Source organism: Magnetococcales bacterium (assembly GCA_015231755.1).
Classification (GTDB): Bacteria; Pseudomonadota; Magnetococcia; order Magnetococcales; family Magnetaquicoccaceae; genus Magnetaquiglobus.
In genome coordinates this window covers 37859-61359 of the sequence record JADGAZ010000012.1, presented here as the reverse complement: position 1 = coordinate 61359, position 23501 = coordinate 37859, and the positions used below count along the sequence as shown (strand labels likewise).

Here is a 23501-nt window from a genome sequence, read left to right as displayed (position 1 = left end):
AGACCACGGGCCCCAACCCAAACCCAAAAAAACAGCCTACCCCCCAACCACCGCGCCGATCTGATCCCAATACTCCGGAGGCAGTTCGGTGGCCAGCTTCAAGGCCCCCTCGGCACCGGCGAAATCCGCGTCATCGGCCATCGTGACCTTCACGTTTCCATAGTCCCGAAGCTGCGCTTCGATCATCGAACCCAATCCCCGGATGCGCGATCCGCCCCCGGCCAGAACCAGATTGGCCAAGGCCGCCGATTGACTCTCCGGATCGAACAGCAACAGCATGCGCTTGACGCTTTCGACGATATCACCCACGATGGTTTCGCAGGTGATGCGGAGGGCATCGGTCACATCCACTTCCGCCGGCTTGCCGTGAATGCGCAACGGCACGATCACCCGCTGCTCCGCCTCCCCCACAAAGCCGTAACGCTCCTTGATGGCCTGGGCCAGATAACGATCCACATGCAACCCGGAATGGGCATCCCGCATGGCCGATTCCAGCAAGCCATCGATGTAGTCGCCCCCCTTGAACACGCTCACCTGACTCTCGGGACCGGGAATCGTGCCCCGCATGGCGCACAGATCGATGGTGCCGGCTCCCACGTCGATGATGATGGCGTTGTTGAGGCGATTCTGGCCATACGCCACCATGAACGGTGCGGACACCACCATGGAGATGTCCATCAAGCCATCGAGGATGCCGAGCAACTGCCCCTTATTGGAGAGCGCGGCCCGGGTCGGCACGCCGATGATGCCGCAAACCCGGTCGCCGGGAGCGGGTTCGGTCAAGGCGATCACCTGTTTGAGCAGCTCCCGGGCCGCTTCCAGATCCCGTTCACTGGCCTCTTTCAACACGCCGTCTTGCAAGGGATGATACAGATCCAGCAAGGCCCGTTTCTCGATGGCCTCGGAACCGATCACCTGGGTGCGATTGAGAATTTTCACCCCGATGATATCCTTGGGATATCCCACCACGGAGTGGACCAACCCTCTGAACTGACGGTTGCTCATCACGGCGGTGCGCGCCGTGCCCAAATCGATACCCAACAGCAAGACTCGTTCGGTCTTCTTGGTCGTCATGACTTCCTCCGGAATGACAAGCGCCCACCTGTCGCCTTAGAAAAAATGCGGGCGGTTTCCTGGTGTTATGTGGAATCAATAAAGCGCGCGGGCTCTCCAGCGAAAGGAGCGCGGAATGGTTGGCACACCCGGCGTCGGGAGAGAGGGTCGAGAACCGACGCATCGCACACGGTGCGCACGACTCATCGTTGGACCGGGTCCGATCCGGCCAGGATGGACGGGATGGTCGGCACCTCCGGCAAAGCGTTTCCGAAGGCGCGACCCCGACCTTCCACATCCTTTATCCGCGCACCATCTGGGCCCATTGACGGGCCTCGTCGCCGGGAGAATGTTTTCCCTCCGGACCCGCCCCTTCCGGAGGGGCCAGGGAGTAGGTTTCGGAGGCTTCGTTCGGGGATCGGGTCAAAGGATAGCTCCTGGCCAGCTCCCGACGGATCTCCGGCAGACGTTCCGCATTCCCGAAATCGCCGAACAGACGTTTCAGGAAGGCCTCGGGGGTCAGGTCGCGGGTGAACGAGGCGGCATAAGCGGCATAGGCCTGTTCCACTTCGGCGCCGATGGCGTGGCGAATCCGATCCCGCATGGTCTCGAACAGACCGAACCAGAACAACTGCTCCGCATCGGCAAAAGCCTTGCGCAACGCCGGCAGCTCCCGGGTCAACAAACGGAACTCACTCTTGGAGGCTTCCATGAGGGTTTCCAGGTCTTCCATCTCCTGCCGGGTACGGGCCACCCGCTCCCGCGCTTCGCTCAACTCCTCCTGCAACCGCTCGGAGCCGGAATGGGTGGCATAGGCGGCCAGTGCCCGATCCTTGGCGTGCTCGGCCTGGGACAGGATAATGGAGAGATGAATGATCTTTCTCTTGATCTCCTTGAACCGCTCCTTCAAATCCCGCGAACGCTCCTCGGCCTGCACCAGGGCCTCATGAGCGTCGTTTCTGACCGTGATCCACTCGTCCATTCGCCATCACTCCCGCGTGCATCGATTTGGGGATTTCATCCCACCTTTTACGAGCCAATAACACATATTCCCTTTCCGCACAACAAAAACGGCATAAGGCCCGCATCTATCCGCATCCCTCTTGTTCGGGACCGGCCTGTTTGTCAGGATTGGCCGATTCTTGAATCGCGACTCTTTAAAGAGTGCCCATCGGTTCCCCATCCCCATAATGGACCCGCATCAAATAAAGCCCCTGGGCCGGAGCCATGGGGCCGGCCTGGGTGCGATCCCGACCCGCCAGCACCTGGGCGAACTGTTGCGGGGTCCATTTTCCCCGCCCGGTCAGTACCAGACTGCCCACGATGTTGCGCACCATGTGGTACAAAAAGGCATTGGCGCGGATGACAAAATGGATTTCGTCTCCCACCGAGCGGCATTCGGCCAGAGTCACCTCCCGCACCGGGGTCAGGGATTGACAGTTGGCGGCGCGAAAGGCGGAAAAGTCCTGGCGGCCCACCAGGAATCCCGCCGCCTCCGTCATCGCCTCCAGATCCAGGCGGCCCGGATGATGCCACACCCGACCCCGGTCCAGCGCCGATGGCACCGACCGGCGCAGGATCCGATAACAATACTCCCGCCACGCCGCCCGACGGGCATTGAACCCCTCCGGCACCTTCTCCGCCTCCAGCACCGCGACATCCGGAGGGGTCAACACATTGAGTGCCCGGGGAAAGACCCATGCCTCCCGGGGACGAAGGGTATCGAAGTGGGCCACCTGTCCCCGGGCGTGTACCCCGGTATCGGTGCGACCCGCCCCCACCAGCAATACCGGATGGCCACAAATCTGTTCCAGAGCCTGCTCCACCACCCCTTGCACCGTAACCACTCCCGGCGCCTGACGCTGCCAGCCGGAAAAACGGCTCCCGTCATACTCCAGGGTCAACCGGTAGCGGGTCGCGCCGGGCAGACGGCTCACGACTCTCCGGCTCCCTCCTCCGCGGCGGCGGCACCGGCGGCGCTGCGGGCCGCCCGGTCCTTCTTGGGCGGTTTGCCCTCTGCCGGACGATAGATCTCCACCCGGTCTCCGTTGGACAGCACATGATCCAATGGCACCAGTTTGCTGTAGATGCCAATCTTGTTCACCCCCAGATCAATGCGGGGATAACGCCCCAGAATGCCCGATTGCCGGATCGCACCTTCCGCCGTGATCCCCTCGGACGCATCCACATTCAGCACCACCTGCCGTTTCGGTTCGGCGTATGTAACGGACACTTTCATGGTCTCTCTCCTCCCAATGGACCTTCACCCCTTAAAAGACCGGCCACTTCCGGACTCACCCCCGTTAGAATACCCGCATTATCGACTTTCTTTCAACCGACAAAGCCGATATATTCTCCCGCTGGGATCACTGGCTTTCGATCCGATCCTCACCACCCCGCAAGGAGCGCTGAATCGCCCATGAAAATTTTTTCTTTGTATAACATCAAAGGCGGCGTCGGAAAAACCACCACAGCCGTCAATCTCGCCTATCTTTCCGCTTCGGAAGGGGCCAGAACCCTGATCTGGGATCTCGATCCCCAGGGCAGCACCAGCTATTATCTGTGCGTCAAACCGGTCATCAAGGGCGGTTCCAAAGAGCTTCTCGGTGGACATCCGGATCCCCAGTCCGCGTTGCGCATGACCGGATTCCCCAATCTGGACCTGCTGCCCGCCGACATCACCTACCGTCACATGGAATCCCAGATCGATCAGCAGTCCAAACCCCTGGTGGCCCTGCAACGAATCCTGAAACCTCTGCAAAAACATTTCGATCACGTCTTCGTGGACTGCCCCCCGGGTATCGGTGTGGTGGCGGAGAATGTCTTTCACATGTCGGATGTGCTGCTGGTCCCCCTCATCCCCACGCCGCTTTCGCTGCGGGCCTACAACAGTCTGGTCCAGTTCCTGGTCAAGCGCCGCGCCAACCGGCTCCAGGTCATGCCCTTCTTCAACATGATCAACGACCACAAACCGATCCACCGGGTGGTGACCCGCAACGTCTTCGGCAAACATCCGATCTTCCTGCAATCCATCATTCCCGAATCCAACATCATCGAGGCCATGGGGGTGAAACGTTCTCCGATCTTCTCCTATGCCCGGGAAAGCCAGGAAGCCGCCGCCTATCGCAATCTGTGGAACGAAATCAAACAACGGGATGTGCGTCGGCCTCAAACGTCCGCCAAATAACTGAAAATAAATCGAAAAATAAGGCCAATCCGGTTTCATCAAACACCGCAGCGTTCGTGTTGATCGCGTGGCACTTCCAAAGGGTCTTGAAGCCATGAATACCCAATTCCAACCGGCCCATGCGCCCCACTCCGCCCCCCCCAAAGGTCTGCTCAAGGGGCTGACCTCCTTTCTGACCCGACGGGACGCCACACGCAACAAAACGGAACAATGGAACCAATGGGTCTTTTTGCGCACCCACGGCTTCGAGGTCCACATCGCCGGACCCGGTGTTCCCTCCGATCCTCAGGCCCTGGAAACCTGGCAACCCCAAAGCGAAGAAATCTCGACTCTGGAGTTCCGTCCCTGCGCCCACGAATCGGACCGAACCCATCCCAACAGCGACGACAGCGCCCGTCTGGCCCAAGGCATGACCGTACTGCTCGACAAGCTCGGTCCCATTCTCGCCTCGGACCAAATCCGCTGGGTGCCGGGCCTGGATCAACCGGAATCCTCCCCCATCAACGAACTGCTGGCCAAACGGTTCGTGGCCGAAAAGGTGATCCGGAATTACGATCTGGCGGAACGACTGTTTCGTCAGGCCCTCGACTTGGAACCGGAAAATCCGGATCTGCTGGGCACTTTCGCCTTGTTCCTGCACGAAGTCCGTCACGATCCGGATCAGGCCGAAACCCTCTACCAACACGCCTTGCGGATCCATCCCGATCATGGGGTCAATCTCGACAATTTCGCAATCTTCCTGCACGAAGTCCGCAAGGACCACGACGCCGCCGAAACCCATTACCGCCGCGCCCTGGAACTGGAACCGGAATGTGCCACCCATCTGGGCAACTACGCCTTGTTCCTGCACGAGGTGCGTGGCGACGATGACCAGGCGGAAACCCTGTACCGTCGCGCCATCGCCACCGGAAACGGGGATCACGACGCCATCTTGTTGAGCAATTTCGCGCTGTATCTCCACGACACCCGCCGGGACGACGATCTGGCGGAAGACCTCTACCAACGGGCCGTGACCCTGGATGATCGGGACGCCAACTGTCTGGGCAACTACGCGTTGTTCCTGAAAAACGTCCGCCAGGATCACGACGCCGCCGAAAAACGCTTTCTCCAAGCCCTGGAGGTGGATCCCAACCACTCCGCCCACCTGGGGAACTACGCCTTGTTCTTGAAGAACGTCCGCCGCGACCCGGACAAGGCCGAAGACTATTATCACCGCGCCCTGAAGGCCGATCCCACGGATCCCAACAATCTGGGCAATCTGGCCCTGTTCATGAACGATCTGCGCCACAACCACGCCGCCGCCGAGGATCTGTACCGCCGTTCCTTGCAAATGGAACCCAACAACGCCAGCCGTCTGGCCAACTTTGTACAACTTTTGTTATGTCAAGGGCGCAGCACCGAAGGTCTGCCGCTGCTGGACAGAGCGATCACCTTGCAGGGCGCCACCAATCCGGTCTTGGCTCTTGAGCTGTGGTTTTATGTGCTGGCCCACGACCCCAAACGCTTCGATGCCGCCCTGGGCCGCGTCAAAAGCCTGATCCGGACCGGTACCCGCTCTCCGGGATGGGATCTGCGCTGCAACTGTCAACGGGCCATCCAGGATCGCCACCCGGAATCCGCGCTGCTGACCGCCCTGGCCGACGTGATCAGCGGAGGCCACTCTCCGGAAATTCTGGAACGCTTTCCAGTCTGGAACCAAACCGCCGCAGCCTGAACCTGCCCTCGTTTCCCGGCCAGCCCCGAAACAGGGCGCCGGGAAAACCGAGGAGGGCACAGGATCTCATACCGTCTTCACACCCCCAAAGGCTCCAGACTGGCGGGGCGCACATCCTTGATGATGAACTGCACCCGTTCCCGATGGTTGTAGCGGTTGATGGACAGGGTTCCGGCCACATCCACCCGCGCCGTCGCGTGCAGCATGCCCTGCCCCAAGGGTCCAGGCAGCACCCCGAACGCAATGGCATCCACCACCGCATCCCGGGTATCCGCCAACTGGCAACGGACATGCCGCTCGTTCAACACCCGGGGATCCAGCACCCGGACATTGCGGGCCACCCACACCGGCTCGGGATTGCCCCGGCCAAAGGGCTGCAACCGCTCCAGACGCCCCACCAACTCCAGATCCACATCCCCCAGGGGACACTCTCCATCCACCCGCAACACCGGCTGAAACAGCTCGGGCGGATTCCCCTCCCGCACGGCCCGGTCAAAGCATTCGATCAAGGCATCCAGCTCGCCGGGGATCAAGGTCAACCCCGCCGCGGCCCGATGACCGCCAAATCCCCGCAACAACGGCTCGCACCGGGTCACCGCCGCCAGCAGATCCACGCCGGGAATGGAACGGCCCGATCCCTTGCCGCCCCCGTCCGCGTCCATGGCCATCACCACCACAGGCCGGTGATATCGTTCCACCAGCCGGGAGGCCACAATGCCCACCACCCCTTGATGCCACCCCTGACCCGCCACCACCAACCCGAGTCGCCGTTCCGCCAAGCCCTGGGACTCCACCTGGGCGATGGATTCCTGGAGAATCTTTTTTTCCAACTGCTGACGCTCGTGATTGTACTGCTCCAGGGTCTGGGCAATCTCCTCGGCGCGGGTCGCGTCGTCGGTGATCAGCAACTCCGCCCCCAGCGCCCCCTGACCCAGACGCCCCCCGGCGTTGATGCGGGGACCGATCTGAAACCCCACTTGGCCGGCGCTCAGGCTGCCGCGCAGCCGGGCCACCGCCATCAAGGCCACCAACCCCTGCCGGGTATCTGCCGAAGCGACCCGCAAACCCACGGCGGTCAAAGGACGATTCAGCCCCGTGAGACTGGCCACATCGGCGATGGTGCCCACCGCCACCAGATCCAGCACGCTCTTGAGATCCGGTTCCACTCGGGGCGACTGAAACCAGCCCCGTTCCCGCAAGGCCCGGTTCAGGGCCAGAACCAGATAAAAAGCCACCCCCACCCCGGCCAACTCCTTGTGGGGAAACGGATCATCCAGCCGATTGGGATTGATCACCGCCACCGCGTCGGGCAGGATTTCCCGGGCCTGATGGTGATCGGTCACGATCACATCCAACCCGATTTTGGCCGCCGCCTGCATGGGCTCGAAGGCGGTGATGCCGCAATCGACGGTGATCACCACCTGGATCCCTTCGGCGTGCAAGGTGCGCAAGGCCGGCTCGTTGGGACCGTAACCCTCGCTCATGCGATCCGGAATGTAGATGCGGGGCGCCTGTCCCAACGCGGCGAAATAGCGGTACAGCAGGGCGCAAGAGGTGACCCCATCCACGTCATAGTCACCAAAAATGGCGCAAGGCTCCCCCTGTTCCACCATGCGGACCAACCGCGCCACCGCCTTGTCCATATCCCGCAGGCCCATCGGATCCACCAGATGGCTCAACAAGGGGCGCAGATACCGCTCCACCTCCAAGACACTCTCCAACCCCCGGTCCGCCAGAATGGCGGCGAACAATCCATGCAGACCCGACTCCCGCGCCAATTGACGGTGATGGTCCGTGGTCAATGCCCGCAAACGCCACATCTTGCCGCTGAACGAACAACCCTGCTCCCCCTGGTGATCGTTCATGTCAACCACTTGCTCCGCAATCCATGACAGTCAATGCTCTTCCCTTGCCCCAAAACACGACGTGACCAAAACCAGGGTCGGGCCACCAGTTTCCGCCCCTGGGCCTGCACCCAGACCACTTGCGGAGCCTCGGCGACCCCATCTCCCACCACCAGCAGACGCGCTCCCCTGGAGGCCAACAAGGCGGCCAGAGGAACCAGCAGATGGGTATCCAGACTCTTCAGCCAATCCAACCGCCGCTCCACTCCGCCAGCCCGAAGCCAATGGATCGGGGTGTGCAGATACAGCACTCCGGGCATGGCTTCGGACTGCTCCACCCGCGTCAAGAAATCCAGGAAAAAAGCCTCATCCGGCACCGGGGAGGCAATCTGGACCGAAAAACCGGCACCACGGGCCACACCGGCCCATTCGGGGCGGGAACTCACGCACAGTCCATGGGGGACCGCAGGATGCGCTGGCGATGGCCACGCCCGACCGGTGCCGATTCCCCAGATCCAGGGGGTGTTGAGGGCCGGTTCCCGATCCCGACCGCGCCGCTGGTTGAGGGGATGGCGGGCGAGTATCATCTGCCCGTGGGTGAGCAGGGCCAGCAGGGTGAGTCCATCGGGTCCACTGGGCTGATGATCCAGAAACGAGGCGCCATCCAGCCCGTCCAAAGAGACGGTGTGGACAGCCATGGGATGGGATGTGGAGAGCAGAACGGGACCATCCGCCGTTTCACAGACGGGATGGACCCGCCATCCGGCCTCGGCCAGGACACCCTCCATGGCCTGGAGCAGCGCGGCCCGCTCCGGAGGCGACGGCATGGCGCGACCGGAGGCGGAAAAAATCAACCGGTCCCGAATCTGACGCAAATGGATAAAATCCAGCAAGGCCCACAGACGATCCGGATCCGGATCGAGGCCCGCCCCAAGGGCGGCGAGATAACCCAAAGGCAATCCCCCACCCCCCGGTTGATCCGGGGCCAGCAGATCCCACGACAGCCCCCGCACCCCCTGAGGGGCGACAACCGTTCCGGTGGAGCCGACCGCGGACAACCGGGCCAGGGTGGGAGATCCCACCCCGAGGGGTGGATCTCCCGGCACGGTCAACCCTTCGATCAGGATCAGTAACGAGGAGAGGGCCACAAACGGAAGTCAGGCCAGACCGGATTCGATGCGAATCGCCCGGGGGGATTCCCGCACCGAGTCCAACTGCTCGATTTCCACCAGGGCCATGGCGATGCGCTCTTCCGTGGTTTCGTGGGTGACCATCACCAGGGGCACCGCCTCCACCGGGGAGCGGCCTTTCTGGTGAATGGCATCCAAAGAGATGGCGTGCCGGGCGAGAATCGCGGTGATCTCCGCCAGAACGCCGGGCCGATCGGTGACGGCCAGCCGCAGATAAAAGGTGCCATGACGCTGGGCCGCGGTCTGAATCGGCAGCGTGCGCAGATGGTGAACCGGCACCGACAAAGCCGGTACCCGTCCCATGGCCCCGGAACGCAGCTCGCGGGCCAGATCCATCAGATCCGCCACCACGGCGCTGGCGGTGGGACGTTCCCCCGCGCCCCGTCCGTGATACATGGTGGTGCCCGCGTAGTCCCCATGCATGAACACCGCGTTGGAGACCCCTTCCACCGCCGCCACCATGGAGCTTTCCGGCACCATGACCGGACGCACCGCCAGTTCCAGCAATCCTTCTTTCAGGCGGGCCATGGCCAACAGCTTGATGCGATAGCCCATCTCCTTGGCCCAGGCGATGTCGGTGTCGGAGACATGGCGGATCCCCTCCTTGACGATGCGGGCGAAGTCCAGGTGGGTGCCAAAGGCGATGGCCGCCAGAATCGCCAGCTTGTGGGCCGCGTCGATGCCATCCACGTCAAACGACGGATCCGCCTCGGCAAAGCCCTTGTCCTGGGCATCGGCCAGCACCTGGGCGAAAGGCAAGCCTTTTTCCCGCATTTCGGTCAGGATGTAGTTGCAGGTGCCGTTGAGAATGCCATACACCAGATCCACCCGGTTGCCCGCCAGACTCTCCCGCAGCGCCTTGATCACCGGAACCGCCCCGGCGACCGAGGCCTCGAAACCCAGTTGCACCCCTTTGGATTGGGCCAAGGCGAAGAGTTCCGAACCGTATTCGGCGATCAGGGCCTTATTGGCGGTGATCACGTGTTTGCCACTCTCCAGGGAGCGGTGAACCAGATCCCGGGCCGGTATGAACCCGCCGATCAACTCCACCACCACATCCAGATCCTGGGCATTCACCACCCGGTTGACATCTCCGGTGAGTTCCACCCCACCCAAAGACAATCCCCGATCCCGTTCCGGAGTGCGGGTGGCGATGCGAACCAGACGCAACGGCATGCCGGCCCGTTGGGAAAGCAATTCCTGATGGTTCAACAGCAGATCCGCCACCCCCCGTCCCACGGTGCCGAATCCCAACATTCCAATGCGCAGTGCTTCCAAAGTCGATCCTCCCAGGACCATCAAGAGGCGATATCGCCACCGAGATTCATGAACCGGCGGATGCCCCGCACCGCCTGCCGGGTCCGATGTTCGTTCTCGATCAGGGCGAGACGCACATAATCATCCCCGTACTGACCAAAACCAACTCCGGGACTAACCGCCACCTTGGCCTCCTTGAGCAGCAGCTTGGAGAACTCCAGAGATCCCAGATGTTTGAACTCCTGGGGAATTTCCGCCCACACGAACATCGAGGCCTTGGGCTTGTCCACCCGCCATCCGGAACGGCTCAGGCCGTCCACCAGCAGATCGCGACGGATCCGGTAGGTTTCGCAGTGTTCCTGGATGCACTCCTGAGGTCCGTTCAGGGCCACGGCAGCGGCGATCTGGATGGGTTGGAACATGCCATAGTCCAGATAGGACTTGATGCGTGCCAGGGCATAGACCAATTGGGGACACCCCACGCCGAATCCCACCCGCCAGCCGGGCATGTTGTAGGTTTTGGACAGGGAGTGAAACTCGATGCAGCGATCCTTGGCCCCCGGAACCTGCAACATGCTCGGGGCCTGATAGCCGTCGTAGCAGATGTCCGCATAGGCGATGTCGGAGATGACGAACAGATCGTGTTCCCGGGCGAACTCGTTGACCTTGTAGTAAAAGTCCAGATCCACCACCTGGGCGGTCGGATTGGACGGAAAGTTGATCACCAGCGTCTTGGGTTTGGGCCACGAGGTGCGCATCGCCTGGGTCAATTCCGCGAAAAAGTCGGAATTGGGCAGCAACGGCACATGACGCACATCGGCTCCCGCCAGCACAAAGGCGTAGACGTGAATCGGATAGGTGGGATTGGGCACCAGCACCGTATCCCCTGGATTGGTCATGGCCAGGGCGAGATGGGAGATGCCTTCTTTGGATCCGATGGTGACGATGGCTTCGGTGTTGGGATCCAGTTCCACCTGGAAACGGCGTTGATAATAGGAGCAAATCGCCTTTCTCAACCCATGGATCCCCTTGGAGACCGAATAGCGATGGTTGCGGCCCTCCTGGGCCGCCTCGCACAAACGATCCACAATGTGCTTGGGGGTGGGCTGATCGGGATTGCCCATGCCGAAGTCGATGATATCCTCGCCCCTTTGCCGGGCGGCGTACTTGAGATCATTGACCGCCGCGAAGACGTAAGGGGGAAGTCTTTTGATTCGTTGAAATTCTTCCATGGCCGGATATCGACGAAGGGGGGTTGAGGGGCATCTTAGGAATCGATAATTCCACGGCTTCGAGCATACCCCATCGTCCGGCGCGGCAAAAGTGAAAATCGTCTCCCATGCCACCCAAGTCCCGCTCTCCTCTTCTGTGTTGTCTCCCGATCATGACGCCTTGAACACCGGATACCACCTCTGGCAACATGTGAAACCGCGCGTTTGCCAAGTTAAAGGCGATGGCGTTTTTCCCAAGGGCACAGCATCCAGACCCCACAGGGGACGAATACATGACCATTCGCATTGGCATCAATGGGTTCGGTCGCATTGGCCGGGCCATTTTCCGGGCCGCCATGAGCGATCCTCTGTTCGACGATCTGCGGATCGTGGCAGTCAACGATCTGTCCACACCGGAGATTCTGACCCATCTGTTCCAGTACGACTCCTTCATGGGCCCTTGGAAAGGACAGGTGAACGTATCCGGCACCACCCTGACCGTGGACGGACGCCAGACCACCCTGATGGCCGAACCCGAACCCGGCGCCATTCCCTGGCATCGTCACGGGGCGGACTACGTGATCGAGTCCACCGGACGGTTCGCCAATCTGGCCGCCGCCTCCGCCCATCTGAAAGGGGGAGCGCGCCGGGTGGTGATCTCCGCCCCCGCCAAGGGGGAAGTCAAGACGCTGGTGATGGGCATCAACGAAGACGAATACGATCCGGATCAGGATCGGGTGGTCTCCAACGCCTCGTGTACCACCAACTGTCTGGCTCCGGTGGTACGGGTGATTCTGGACCATTTCGGCGTGCGGCGGGGTCTGCTCACCACCATCCATTCCTATACCGCCGATCAACGACTGCTGGACGCCCCCCACAACGATCTGCGCCGCGCCCGTTCCGCGGCCACCTCCCTGATTCCCACCACCACCGGGGCCGCCGCGGCCATCGGACTGGTGATTCCGGAGCTTTCCGGACGTTTCGACGGTCTGTCGGTACGGGTTCCCGTGGCCAATGTCTCTTTGGTGGACATGGTGATGGAAGTGGAACGCCCCTCCAACACCGACGCGGTCAACGAGGCGTTGCGCGCCTCCCAAAGCCGTTACATGGGTTTTTCCACGGATCCTTTGGTCTCCAGCGACTACCGGGAGGATCCCCGTTCCTCGATCGTGGATGGCCTCTCCACCCGGGTCATCGAAAGCACGGTCAAGGTGTTGAGCTGGTACAACAACGAATGGAGCTACGCCCACCGGGTGCTGGATCTGATCCGCCACATGCGAACCATGGAGCTGTGAGACCCGCCCCCCTCACCCTTTTTCCCAGCCCCGTTTCGCCCCGTCGATCACCGTGAACAACGGATGGGGATCGGGCCGCCCCATTCCCGCAATTGCGGCGTAATGGACCGGAGAACGAATCGCCACCTTGGCCAACAGATGGCGCCATTCAAAATCAAGCTGACCGATGGTCTCTTCCAGCGTGCCCGACCACGCTTCCGGACCCAGACGGGTCGGATCGAAACGGTATCCCCGCCGCACCGCCTCTTGTTCCACCACCCGCAGATAGGCCACCACCGCGCCCACCGGATCATCGGTCTGCCGAAAACGGATCAACTGGGGATGGTGACGATAACCACGGGTCATGCCGCGCAATACCTTTTGCGCCAGCAATCCCTCGCGCCACACCGCCACCAGCCCCGCCGAATCCAGATAACCTGGATGCAGGCTCCACAGTCTCATCGGGTTGATCTCCCACACCAAGATATAGATAGCGAAAACTCACATACAATACTCCAAAACACACACGCAACTCGAACGCACAAAAAAACCGTCTTTAAAAGATTGAGCAAAAAGCTTGCAAAACCGGATTGACGCAAACATTGGATCCTGATACGATTGGTAAAAATCGATTTATTGAATCACAGATATTTCTTTGGAATGCCTGATAAAAACAACCTGGCCCCCTTATTCAAGAACATCACGGAGTTTTCGTTCTATGAACATCAACGATCTCAGCGTAAAAACCAAAATCCTTGGAGGAGCGCTCCTCCTGGTTGCCATTACCGTTATCTTCGGAGGGCTAGCGAATCTTTACATAGGCAAAGTGTCGGGGGCCTTGTTCGGAATCACGGACAATAATGCCAAGGCGGTTGAATTCGCAACCGGCGTGGAGCGTATGGCCCTGGCCACCATCATGGAAGAGAAAAACTATCTGCTGTACGAAAAAGATGAAATTCATCAAAAAGCGGAAAAAAATGTCAAGGAGTTGAATCAATTCCTCGACAAGGTGGACGAACTGGCCAAAAAATACAACAATACCAAGCTGCTGGAACAATCCAAACTCGCCCGGACCGGCACCGCCGTCTATGCGGACCAGTATCGTGCCGGGGTCAAAGCCCTGCAAGCCAACAAGGCCGCGGTGGCCCAGATGATCGAAAAAGGCAAAATCGTCGAAAACGCCGCCTCCACCTTCCTCAAGATGCAGGTCGATGCCTATACCGCTGCCATGCAAGGCAAAGCCGACTCCGCCGCCCTGGATCCCTATGTGCAACGTTACATCATCACCACCAATATCTACGTGCATGCCTTAAGCATCATGCGTGCGGAAAAAGATGAGGTGAATTACAAAACCCGGGAATCCTGGAAACAGATGAATCAACTGCTTCCAGAGTTGATGGAACTGTATAACTCCTTGCAAAAAATCACCACCGAACCCGCCCAACTCAAGCTCATCGAAGAGGCCCGCAAAGCCACCAAGGAATATACCGAAGCGGCCCAGAACTGGATCAAGAACGATGACGCCTTGAAAACCATCCTCGCCGAGATGGGACGACTGGGAGCCGACGTGATCAAACAGGCCATGGACGCGGAAGGAGCGGGCTATCAACAACTGGCCGCAGCCCGGGAGCAGGCGGAGAAATTGACGGGTGAAGCCAATACCATCATCGTGGGCACCATCGTGGCCGCCGTGATTCTCGGGATCCTGATCGCCTTGTTCCTGGCGGCCCTGATCACCAAACCCATCGTGCAAGGTGTGACCTTCGCCCAAACCATGGCCCGGGGCGACCTGACCACCCGTCTGGACATCGACCAGAAGGACGAAATCGGCACCCTGGCAAAATCCTTGAACGACATGGCCGACAAACTGCGCAGCGTCCTCAGCGAAGTGCGCAACGCCGCCAACAGCGTGGCCAGTGGCAGTCAGGAACTCTCCTCCACCTCCCAGCGCATCTCCCAGGGATCCACCGAACAGGCCGCCTCCGTGGAAGAGACCTCTTCGGCCATGGAACAGATGGCCGCCAACATCCAGCAAAACACCGACAACTCCCAGCAAACCGAACGGATCGCCCGTCAGGCCTCCACCGACGCGGAAATGGGGGGCAAATCCGTCACCGAGGCGGTGAGCGCCATGAAGGAAATCGCCTCCAAAATCTCCATCATCGAAGAGATCGCCCGTCAGACCAACCTGTTGGCCCTCAATGCCGCCATCGAGGCGGCCCGGGCCGGGGAACACGGCAAGGGGTTTGCCGTAGTGGCGGCGGAGGTCCGCAAACTGGCGGAACGCAGCCAAACCGCAGCCGCCGAGATCAGCCGTCTTTCCGCGTCGAGCGTCTCGGTTGCGGAACGGGCCGGACAGATCATCATCAAGCTGGTGCCGGATATTCAAAAGAATGCGGAACTGGTCCAGGAGATCGCCGCCTCCAGCCAGGAACAAAACAGCGGTGCCGAACAGATCAACAAGGCCATTCAGCAGCTGGACCACGTGATCCAGCAGAATGCCGGCGCTTCCGAAGAGATGGCGGCCACCTCCGAAGAACTCAACGCCCAGGCCGAACTGCTGCAATCCAGCATCGCCTTTTTCAACATCGGCGACGCCCCGGTGGTGGTGGGAGGGTCATCCCGACACGGTTCGGGACGGGGAGTCAGCCACACCTCCTCATCCAAGGCGCTGGCCCATCTTTCCGGCCCAGCCGGCAAATCCAGACCGGGTAACAACCTGGCCCTGGTCCACCACTCCCCGTCCAAATCGGCGGGCCATCATGCCTCCGACACCTCGGACGACGCCTTCGAGACCTTCTGACCCCCCGGCCTGCGCACCGCAGAAACCAAACCGGGACCTGCCCGACATTCGGACAGGTCCCGGTTCAAACGCCGAACAGGGACAAAACAACTCCTCCCTGACGACCGCCATCCCCGATCCCGCGCCGATGCATCCGGGCAGGGACCGGGGATGACCCATTCCATCACACGACATCACACGACATCACAGGGTCTCCACCTCTCCATCCAGCCCCATGAGCAGCAGTTCGATACCCAGTTCGGGATATTTCTTCTTGACCGCAGCCGCCAGTTTTTCCAATTGGGCCTTGTGAACCGCGGTCTCCTTCTGGGCGTCCTTGGCAAGATCTTCCCCCAGGATCACCTTGTAGGCGCCGCAGTCCCGATGATCCATGATGATCACCGAACGGATGTCGTGGAGCTTCTTGGCCACATCCAGATGATCCCAGAAGGTCTGACCCCAGGCCGGGAACTTGTCGTTCAAGGCGCCCAGGGAGGCCCCGGCCAGGATCACATGGTCATACTTGGTGCGCATGCAACGCTTGAACATGTAATGCTCGATCTGGTTGATCAGGCGATAGTCCATGCAACTGAGCAGCATCGCCTCGGTATGTCCCCCGGCGTGCAGTACGCCGGGAACCAGGGAAGAGTATAGCGCCACACCACTGGCGGCGGCAGCGGTCAGACGCAAGAAACGGCGACGGCTGATGGTCAAGGCAACCGGATGGTGATCCCCGGGGAAACATCCGTTCGGATGGGTCATGATGGTTCTCCTTTCCAGGCAAAAAATCGTGGGGTCACATGCGTTCGAATTCGTCATCCAGGTTCCCGGAATGGGAGGTGCGACCGCCGGATTGACCCGGAGCCGGCAAAACAACTGTTTTTTGAATCGCCGGTTTGGCGGTTTTGCGGGTTCGATCCATCAAAGCCAGAGAAACCCCACCCGAGCCCAAAACCATGGCTGACTTTGCCGACCGGGTTGGAATGGCGGCGGGATTGGCTCCGGTCCGGAAGAAACTGATGGACTGCCTGAGTTGTTCGGCCTGGGAATTCAGCTCCTCGGCGGTGGCGGCCATCTCTTCGGAGGCACCGGCGTTCTGCTGGATCACCCGGTCCAGTTGTTGGATGGCTTGGTTGATCTGCACCGCCCCCTGACTCTGTTCCCGGCTGGATGAGGAAATCTCCTGCACCAACTCGGCAGTGCGCTGGATATCCGGCACCAGTTTGTTGATGATCTCTCCGGCCCGTTCGGCCACCCCCACGCTGGTGGAGGACAACTGACTGATCTCACCCGCCGCGGACTGGCTGCGTTCCGCCAATTTACGCACCTCAGCAGCCACCACGGCGAATCCTTTGCCGTGTTCGCCAGCCCGAGCCGCCTCAATGGCGGCATTCAAAGCCAGCAGATTGGTCTGACGGGCAATCTCCTCGATGATCGAAATCTTGCCGGCGATCTCCTTCATGGCGGACACCGCCTGCGACACCGCCTCTCCCCCTTCGGCGGCATCCTGGGAGGCCGTGAGGGCGATCTTTTCGGTGGTCATGGCGTTATCCATGTTCTTGGAGATGGTGCTGGTCATCTGCTCCATGGCCGACGAGGTTTCCTCGATACTGGCCGCCTGGGAGGTGGCCCCCTCGGAAAGGGTCTGGGCCGACGAGGAGAGCTGCATGGAACCGGAGGTGACGTTGGCCACCGATTGAGTTACTTCATCGACCACCTCGCGCAACTTCACCGCCACCGAATCAATGGCCTTCGACATGCTGCCCAATTCGTCGGCACGGGTGGTGACGCAACGAATCGCCAGATTGCCCTCCGCCATGCTGGCCATGTTGCCAATGCATCCGGTGACCGCCTTGACCAGACTCCGGGAAAAAATCAAGGCGATCAGGGTACCCACGATGATCGCGATCAGACTGCCGACCAGAATGAAGGATTCCGCCCGCACCACCTCACCATCCAGTTTCTGCTGCTGCCCTTCGACCACCTCGTCAATCACCTTGTTGAGTTCACGACGGCCCGTCACCATGTCGTGTTCCGCCTTCTCCTGCTCTTGCAACAGGGCCAACAGGGCATCGAACTCCTGGATATATGTTCCAAACGCCGTCTCGACCTGTTTGCCAATCTCCTGATCCTTGGAATCGGTGAAAGAGGCGGTCATTTCGATGGCGAGCTTTTTGCCTTTGTCCAGACCGGTGCGGGTTCGCTCGATCTGTTTGGTATCCTTGCCTCCCGACAGGATCACCTCTTTTTCCCCCAGCCGGGCATCGAGAAACAGCAACCCCATTTCACTGCTGCTGTTGATCTTCTGGATGCGGCTATCCAGACTGCCCTGCAGATCTTTCATGCACTGAAACGTGTTGAGATGCTCACCCATGCCACGCAATTTTTCCGACTGCCCCTTTTCCAGCACATGCACCGCCTCGATCACAGTCTGAGAGGTATGGCGCATCGCCTCGATATCATGGGTGATTTTCTTGTCCCCTTCCACCAGTTTGGTGAAAAGCCGCCCATACGCGTCGGTCACCTGAATGATATGATGCATCCGCTCCTTGTCCTCCGGATCCTTGAAGACCTCCCGCGCCTCGGTGGCCTTGCTCTTGATCGACTCCCCGGCCTGCAGGGCGGTGTTCAGATGGGCGGGATCCCGATTCTCGATAAAATTCCGCTCGGCCCGCAGAATATTGGTCGCTTCCGCCTGGATCTTGACCATACGGGTTGTATTGTGAACCCGTTTGTTGACCCCATCCAGGCTTACCCAGCCATTTGCCGCAATCGCAAGGGTAATCAACAGGACCGAAGCAAAAGCGATCACCACCTTGGCCATCAGATTCAGTTTCATATACCCTCCTTTATTCATGGGTTCCATTAGCAATCTTGAGCAGCACGGTAACACGGACCCCGGAACGGATCAATCTTTTCGTAAAGATCTACCCACACAAACGCGCATCAAAATGAAAGGTACTGCCCTGGTTGGGCACGCTCTCCAGCCAGAGCCGTCCCTCGAAATAACGGGCCAGGGCCTTGCGGCAATAGGCCAGACCCAGCCCCAATCCCCCCTGATGCCGGGTCATCACCCGCTCAACCTGAGTGAAGTATTGCAAAATGAACTCCCGGTGCCCCTCCTCGATCCCGATTCCGGTGTCCGACACGAAGACATGCAAATACCCGGGCCGATCCTCCAGGGTCTCCACCCCAAGGACAATCCCCCCCCGGGCGGTAAATTTGACCGCGTTGCGCACCAGATGATCGACGATCCGTCCAAAGTGCCGCTGACTTCCCGCCACATCGGGCAGGGAGTCGAACGCCCCCCGCAACTCCAGGGTCAACCCCTTGTCCCGGGCCGCCCGTTCGTGCCGCTCCAGCACCCCGTGCAAGGTGGCCTTCAGGTCGAAGGGTTCCGGAAGGGTCTGGCGTTCGTCGAGTTCGATCTGCATCAATTCCAGGATCCCTTCCACCATATCCGCCAACACATGGGAGGAGCGGCTCACCACGGCGAGATACTCCTGTTGTTCATCCGTCAGCCCCGAGGTCAGCAGCAGATCGGTAAAACCGATGATGCCGTGCAACGGAGTGCGCAGTTCATGGCTGAACAGCATCAGCAGATCCCGTTTGGCCCGTTCCCCGGCCTCGGCGGCCTCCTTGGCCAGACGCAGTTGCGCGGTTTGCTGGGCCACGATCTGTTCCAGATGATCCCGATGGCGTTTCAGCTCCAGTTGATTCTGAATGCGCAACTTGACGATCTCGGGATGAAACGGCTTGGTGACATGATCCACCGCCCCAAGCAGCAATCCGGCGGTCTCGAACTCCTTCAACTGCAAGGAGGTAATGAAAATCACCGGAATGTTGCGGGTTTTCTCATCCTGTTTCAGACGCCGGCACACCTCATGACCATCCATTTCCGGCATGATCACATCCAGCAACACCAGATCCGGCAACCGCTCCCGGGCGATCTCCAGACCGGCACGACTCTCGATGGCAAACAGAATGCGATACTCAGCCCGGAGCAGTTCGTTGAGAACCTTGATGTTGGCCGGTTGATCGTCGATGATCAACAGCGTCGGCGGCTCGGGAAAAGTCGTCATGCGGCAGGCTCCTCGTCCAGATCGATGGACAGGGTTGAGGCGAGTTGTTCCAACAGATGGCCAGCGGATCGATAATCCAAATGATCCATGGCGGCAAAAAAAGCCTCGATGAGGGGAGTACGGACCTCATCCACAGGCAATCCCCGCAGCAGTTCCGCCAGGGTGCGGGCCTCCATGTCATGACTGGCCAGCAATCCCCGCAAACGACGCAACAGCACAAACACCTCCCCGGCCTGGAGCGCCGGCCCGTAATCCGCCATTTTTCGACCATTCCTCGACAGGCTCTTTTCCACAAGAGCGGCGGAATGCAGCAAGGCGGGCCAACGGCTGTCGTAACGGTTCAAGGCGAAGTTCAGCTCCCCGTCATCCCCGTCGTCCAGGATCAGTTGTTCCAGCTCCCGGGCCGCCTCCCAAAGCTCCCGGGCGCCCAGATTGCCCGCCGGCCCCTTGACCGCGTGGGCCAGATGGGCGGCGGATCGCCGTTCCCCGACCGCCAGCAACCCCCGGATCCGTTGCGCCGAGGCGCCATGTTCCTGACAGAAAGCCACCAGCAACTCCCCCAGCAACCGTTCGTTGCCCTTGACCCGGGCCAAAGCCTCGCGCAAATCCAATCCCGGAAGCCGGGCTGGCAGCAAACCCGCCTCCCCGTCGGATCCGAACGACTCCCCATCCTCTGCGGCCCCAGGGGTCGGAATCCGGCAACGGGGAGGCAACCAGCGTTCCAGGGTGGCATGCAGCTCCACCAGATCGATCGGTTTGGCCACATGATCGTTCATGCCCGCGGCCAAAGAACGCTCCCGGTCTCCGACCATGGCGTTGGCGGTCATGGCCACAATGGGAAGATCCCGATAACAAGACATCTCCCGAAGCGCCCGGGTGGCGGTGAAACCATCCATGACGGGCATCTGAAGATCCATGAAAACCAGTTCCACCTCACCGGGCGCGGCCTTGTTCATCAACGCCACCAGCTCCCGACCATTCCCCGCCAGGGTGACCGTCAGACCACAATCCTCCAGAATCTCCCGCGCCACCTGTTGATTGATGGGACTGTCATCCACCACCACCACCCGGGCGCCACCGATGGTCTCCCGCAATCTGGCCTCGATGGTGGCCAGAGAATCCCCGTTGCGACAGGTGCGCAACGACCTGCCCGCCCGCAGTTCCATCAGGGCGTTGACCAGTTGGGATTGACTGACAGGCTTGAAAATCAACCCGTCCACATGGATCCGGTCCACCTGATGGAGGATGTCTTCCCGGGCATGGGCGGTCACCAGGATCGTGGCCGGCAGTTGGGGCAGATCCAACTCCTCGCGCATGCGGCGAATGGTCTCGATGCCATCCATCTCCGGCATGTTCCAGTCCATGAAAACCAGATCATAAGCCGACCGGCTTTCGCTGGCATGACGCAATTCCAGCAACGCCGCCTTTCCGGAAGGCACGGCCACCACCTCCCGAACGATGGGCGCCAGCAGATCCTGAAAAATCATGCAAAAAGGCCCATTATCGTCCACGATCAGGGCTTTGGATTCCCGAAAATGGTTCAAGGTCATGGGCATGCGCTCCGGTTCCCGCTCCTGGACGGCAAAACCGGCCCGGAAACTGAAATCACTCCCCATCCCGGGAGTGCTTTTCACCACGATGTCTCCCCCCATCATGGTCACCAGCCGCTTGCTGATGGCCAACCCCAATCCCGTCCCCCCGTACTGACGGGTGATGGAACTCTCCGCCTGTCCAAAGGCTTGAAAAAGCCGTTCCAGTTGTTCCGGAGCCAGTCCGATGCCCGTATCCCGCACGGAAAAACGCAACCAGACGAAAGTCGAACTGAGATGCTCCGGACTCACGGAGATGACCACCTCCCCCTCATGGGTGAACTTCACCGCGTTGCTGGCGAGGTTGATCAGAATCTGCCCCAGACGCAAGGGATCCCCGATCAGCAAAGGCGGCGTCGAAGGGGCGATATGCAGCAAAAACTCAATCCCTTTCTCCTCGGCCTTGCCCACGATCAGATCCGCCACATCCCGCAACACGGTTTCCAGCTCGAAGGGGATGGGATCCAGATGGAGCTTGTTGGCCTCGATCTTGGAAAAATCCAGAATATCGTTGATGATCCCCAACAAGGTGCGACACGCGGTGGTGATCTTGCCGACATAATCCATCTGCCGGGCATTGAGATCGGTTTTCGCCAGCAGATGGCCCATGCCGATGATGGCGTTCATGGGGGTACGGATTTCGTGGCTCATGTTGGCCAGAAAGTCGCTTTTGAACCGGTTGGCCGTTTCCGCCAGCTCCTTGGCCTTGGCCAACTCCTCCTCCTTGCGATACCGTTCGATGATTCCGGCCAAGGTGTGGGTCACGGTCCACAGATAGTCCACCTCGTCGGATCCCTGAAGATGATCCCGACGCATGGGAATGGCCAGCACCCCCAAAGTCTGCCCCTGCCCCTGGATCGGCAGGCAATACAGCCCAGAGGGCACCGATTCCGCGACGGCGGCGACAGGACGGCAGTGATCACAGCCATCAAACATGGCCATGCCACTTTTCAAGGCGCGTCCACATGGACAGGAGGCATCCATGGAAATCCCGTCACACAGCGTCTGCGACCCGGACGACAATCCGACATCAGCCACCAAACGCAATACCAACGGCTCCCCCTGGGCGAGGAAAATAGCGCCACTGCCGAAACTGAAATGATCACAACCGTTCAACGCCAGGATGATATCCTGTCGCAACTCCTCGTGGAGAGAACGGGTCTCCAGACCGGAGTGCAAAATCCGATTGATATTGGTCCGGTAGGTGTGGGTCAAACGGTTTTTTTCCCACAACCGGGTGAAGACATCCTCCAACAGGGTCAGTTCATCCCCGCTGGAGGTGATGGACAGATGAAAATCCAACTCCTTCCGGGACACCAGCGCCATGCGCTGAATCAAGCCGCGAATGCGCCGCACCTCCCGCAGGGCCAGCCACAAAAAGGCCATCACCAGGATCACACCCATGGCCAACTGCATCTGCCGTTCCACCACCAGCAATTGCGCGCTGAACAAGGTGGTGCGCTGTTTCTTGACGAATACCGACAGGTTGATGCGGGCCTCGGTATCGCCGTCGTCGTCGTACTCCTTGCCGAGCATCAAATACTCCCCACTGCCGCTCAGGATCTGGTGGGGGTCGTCGGAGTCGGCATCCAGACCCGGCTGTGAAGGCCCCGGAATGTTATCCGCCACCACCCGGGCCGGAGAACCCAGCAGAATCGCCACGCCGAGATCATCCTGACCCATGTAGGGATAAATGCTCTCCAGCAACGCATCGTCAAGGGCACTGACCATCAGGAGATGGGCCACCACCTCCCCCTTTCCGGATTGACGCACCCGCACCGCGCTCAGCAGATAAAGCCGGCGATCCTGTTCGATCACCAGGATCTGACCCAGACTCTTGGCCAGCGACAAAGGCAGGGACGCCTCCAGCCAGGATGGCAACTCTTTTTTTCTTTTATCCAGCAGGAAATATTCCCGAATTTCCCCTTCCGCCCCCAGCAGCAGCATCAACTCGGCGTGCAGGTGGTGCCAACTGCTCGCAGGAGGCAGCCAGGGGGGTGATTTCTTGTAAACAATCCGCTCTCTCGGGGCGGACGGACTGGCCAGATAATCCAGCAGCCTGCGGTTATCCGCCAACAGGGTCATGGTGTCCGGAATCTGGTTTTTGAACTGTTTCAGCCGGTGACGCACGGTACGGATCTCCCGTGCCAGTTCGGCGTTGAGGGCGCTGGAACTCTGACTCATGAAAAAACGGGAGTGAAACTGATCCAGCACCACGCTCGCCACCAGACTGATCAACAAGCCGATCAGGACGGTCTTGACACCCAGGGTCAGTTTGGAGAACAGGCGTTTCATGGAGTTGGCGGGGATGACCCGGG

Annotated in this window: 17 protein-coding genes; 4 read left to right on the top strand and 13 right to left on the bottom strand. The window is 60.2% G+C overall.

From position 1 onward, the window contains the following. Window positions 1–36 precede the first annotated feature (36 nt). From HQL98_09525 to HQL98_09510, 4 genes are all read right to left on the bottom strand, one after another. Window positions 37–1074 (bottom strand): rod shape-determining protein, encoded by a 1038-nt coding sequence (locus HQL98_09525; protein MBF0272288.1) that lies wholly within the window; start codon window positions 1072–1074, stop codon window positions 37–39. 280 nt (window positions 1075–1354) lie between these two features. Then, entirely contained in the window at window positions 1355–2035 is a 681-nt protein-coding gene (locus HQL98_09520; protein MBF0272287.1) for a hypothetical protein, read from the bottom strand. Between the two features lie 175 nt (window positions 2036–2210). After that, window positions 2211–2981: a tRNA pseudouridine(38-40) synthase TruA gene (gene truA, locus HQL98_09515; GenBank protein MBF0272286.1), complete on the bottom strand. Its 771-nt coding sequence runs from the start codon at window positions 2979–2981 to the stop codon at window positions 2211–2213. Between the two features lie 5 nt (window positions 2982–2986). Then, on the bottom strand, window positions 2987–3292 hold the full coding sequence (locus HQL98_09510) for an RnfH family protein (protein MBF0272285.1): 306 nt from the start codon (window positions 3290–3292) through the stop codon (window positions 2987–2989). 180 nt (window positions 3293–3472) lie between these two features. Here HQL98_09510 and HQL98_09505 point away from each other — a divergent pair, with 180 nt between their 5' ends. Together HQL98_09505 and HQL98_09500 are read left to right on the top strand one after the other, a co-directional pair. After that, window positions 3473–4240: a ParA family protein gene (locus HQL98_09505; protein ID MBF0272284.1), complete on the top strand. Its 768-nt coding sequence runs from the start codon at window positions 3473–3475 to the stop codon at window positions 4238–4240. A gap of 94 nt (window positions 4241–4334) precedes the next feature. After that, window positions 4335–5954, top strand: a complete 1620-nt coding sequence (locus HQL98_09500; protein ID MBF0272283.1) for a tetratricopeptide repeat protein — start codon at window positions 4335–4337, stop codon at window positions 5952–5954. Between the two features lie 77 nt (window positions 5955–6031). Here HQL98_09500 and recJ read toward each other — a convergent pair whose 3' ends face one another. The 4 genes from recJ to alaC are packed head-to-tail and all read right to left on the bottom strand — an operon-like array spanning window position 6032 to window position 11477. Then, the gene (recJ, locus tag HQL98_09495; protein ID MBF0272282.1) at window positions 6032–7819 is read right to left on the bottom strand and encodes a single-stranded-DNA-specific exonuclease RecJ; all 1788 of its coding nucleotides are present in this window, start codon (window positions 7817–7819) and stop codon (window positions 6032–6034) included. Continuing rightward, window positions 7816–8946 (bottom strand): hypothetical protein, encoded by a 1131-nt coding sequence (locus tag HQL98_09490; GenBank protein ID MBF0272281.1) that lies wholly within the window; start codon window positions 8944–8946, stop codon window positions 7816–7818. The genes recJ and HQL98_09490 overlap by 4 nt, the downstream gene beginning before the upstream one ends. A 9-nt stretch (window positions 8947–8955) precedes the next feature. Continuing rightward, window positions 8956–10266, bottom strand: a complete 1311-nt coding sequence (locus HQL98_09485; protein ID MBF0272280.1) for a homoserine dehydrogenase — start codon at window positions 10264–10266, stop codon at window positions 8956–8958. A gap of 20 nt (window positions 10267–10286) precedes the next feature. Further along, complete coding sequence (gene alaC / locus HQL98_09480) at window positions 10287–11477, bottom strand: alanine transaminase (GenBank protein MBF0272279.1); 1191 nt, start codon at window positions 11475–11477, stop codon at window positions 10287–10289. Window positions 11478–11749: 272 nt separating this feature from the next. On the opposite strand from alaC, the gene gap reads away from it, so the two are divergent. Next, window positions 11750–12751 (top strand): type I glyceraldehyde-3-phosphate dehydrogenase, encoded by a 1002-nt coding sequence (gap, locus tag HQL98_09475; protein ID MBF0272278.1) that lies wholly within the window; start codon window positions 11750–11752, stop codon window positions 12749–12751. Between the two features lie 12 nt (window positions 12752–12763). Here the strand turns inward: gap and HQL98_09470 are convergent, their stop codons facing one another. Continuing rightward, complete coding sequence (locus tag HQL98_09470) at window positions 12764–13192, bottom strand: DNA lyase (protein MBF0272277.1); 429 nt, start codon at window positions 13190–13192, stop codon at window positions 12764–12766. Between the two features lie 256 nt (window positions 13193–13448). Between HQL98_09470 and HQL98_09465 the strand changes: the two genes are divergently transcribed. After that, on the top strand, window positions 13449–15533 hold the full coding sequence (locus HQL98_09465) for a HAMP domain-containing protein (GenBank protein MBF0272276.1): 2085 nt from the start codon (window positions 13449–13451) through the stop codon (window positions 15531–15533). Between the two features lie 183 nt (window positions 15534–15716). On the opposite strand, the gene HQL98_09460 is transcribed toward HQL98_09465, so the two are convergent. From HQL98_09460 to HQL98_09445, 4 genes are all read right to left on the bottom strand, one after another. Beyond that, window positions 15717–16274, bottom strand: a complete 558-nt coding sequence (locus tag HQL98_09460) for a twin-arginine translocation signal domain-containing protein (protein MBF0272275.1) — start codon at window positions 16272–16274, stop codon at window positions 15717–15719. A gap of 34 nt (window positions 16275–16308) precedes the next feature. Further along, on the bottom strand, window positions 16309–17886 hold the full coding sequence (locus HQL98_09455; GenBank protein ID MBF0272274.1) for a methyl-accepting chemotaxis protein: 1578 nt from the start codon (window positions 17884–17886) through the stop codon (window positions 16309–16311). A 553-nt stretch (window positions 17887–18439) separates the two neighbouring features. Next, window positions 18440–19594 (bottom strand): response regulator, encoded by a 1155-nt coding sequence (locus tag HQL98_09450; GenBank protein ID MBF0272273.1) that lies wholly within the window; start codon window positions 19592–19594, stop codon window positions 18440–18442. Next, on the bottom strand, window positions 19591–23478 hold the full coding sequence (locus tag HQL98_09445; protein ID MBF0272272.1) for a response regulator: 3888 nt from the start codon (window positions 23476–23478) through the stop codon (window positions 19591–19593). The genes HQL98_09450 and HQL98_09445 overlap by 4 nt, the downstream gene beginning before the upstream one ends. Between the last annotated feature and the right edge of the window lie 23 nt (window positions 23479–23501).

What these genes read in the sequence shown, in the direction of transcription:
- HQL98_09460 (MBF0272275.1), bottom strand. Translation starts at nt 16,274, where the DNA reads ATGACCCATCCGAACGGATGTTTCCCCGGGGATCACCATCCGGTTGCC.
- HQL98_09445 (MBF0272272.1), bottom strand. Translation starts at nt 23,478, where the DNA reads ATGAAACGCCTGTTCTCCAAACTGACCCTGGGTGTCAAGACCGTCCTG.
- HQL98_09525 (MBF0272288.1), bottom strand. Translation starts at nt 1,074, where the DNA reads ATGACGACCAAGAAGACCGAACGAGTCTTGCTGTTGGGTATCGATTTG.
- alaC (MBF0272279.1), bottom strand. Translation starts at nt 11,477, where the DNA reads ATGGAAGAATTTCAACGAATCAAAAGACTTCCCCCTTACGTCTTCGCG.
- HQL98_09465 (MBF0272276.1), top strand. Translation starts at nt 13,449, where the DNA reads ATGAACATCAACGATCTCAGCGTAAAAACCAAAATCCTTGGAGGAGCG.
- HQL98_09510 (MBF0272285.1), bottom strand. Translation starts at nt 3,292, where the DNA reads ATGAAAGTGTCCGTTACATACGCCGAACCGAAACGGCAGGTGGTGCTG.
- HQL98_09505 (MBF0272284.1), top strand. Translation starts at nt 3,473, where the DNA reads ATGAAAATTTTTTCTTTGTATAACATCAAAGGCGGCGTCGGAAAAACC.
- recJ (MBF0272282.1), bottom strand. Translation starts at nt 7,819, where the DNA reads ATGAACGATCACCAGGGGGAGCAGGGTTGTTCGTTCAGCGGCAAGATG.
- HQL98_09520 (MBF0272287.1), bottom strand. Translation starts at nt 2,035, where the DNA reads ATGGACGAGTGGATCACGGTCAGAAACGACGCTCATGAGGCCCTGGTG.
- HQL98_09500 (MBF0272283.1), top strand. Translation starts at nt 4,335, where the DNA reads ATGAATACCCAATTCCAACCGGCCCATGCGCCCCACTCCGCCCCCCCC.
- HQL98_09450 (MBF0272273.1), bottom strand. Translation starts at nt 19,594, where the DNA reads ATGACGACTTTTCCCGAGCCGCCGACGCTGTTGATCATCGACGATCAA.
- gap (MBF0272278.1), top strand. Translation starts at nt 11,750, where the DNA reads ATGACCATTCGCATTGGCATCAATGGGTTCGGTCGCATTGGCCGGGCC.
- HQL98_09455 (MBF0272274.1), bottom strand. Translation starts at nt 17,886, where the DNA reads ATGGGTGAGCATCTCAACACGTTTCAGTGCATGAAAGATCTGCAGGGC.
- HQL98_09470 (MBF0272277.1), bottom strand. Translation starts at nt 13,192, where the DNA reads ATGAGACTGTGGAGCCTGCATCCAGGTTATCTGGATTCGGCGGGGCTG.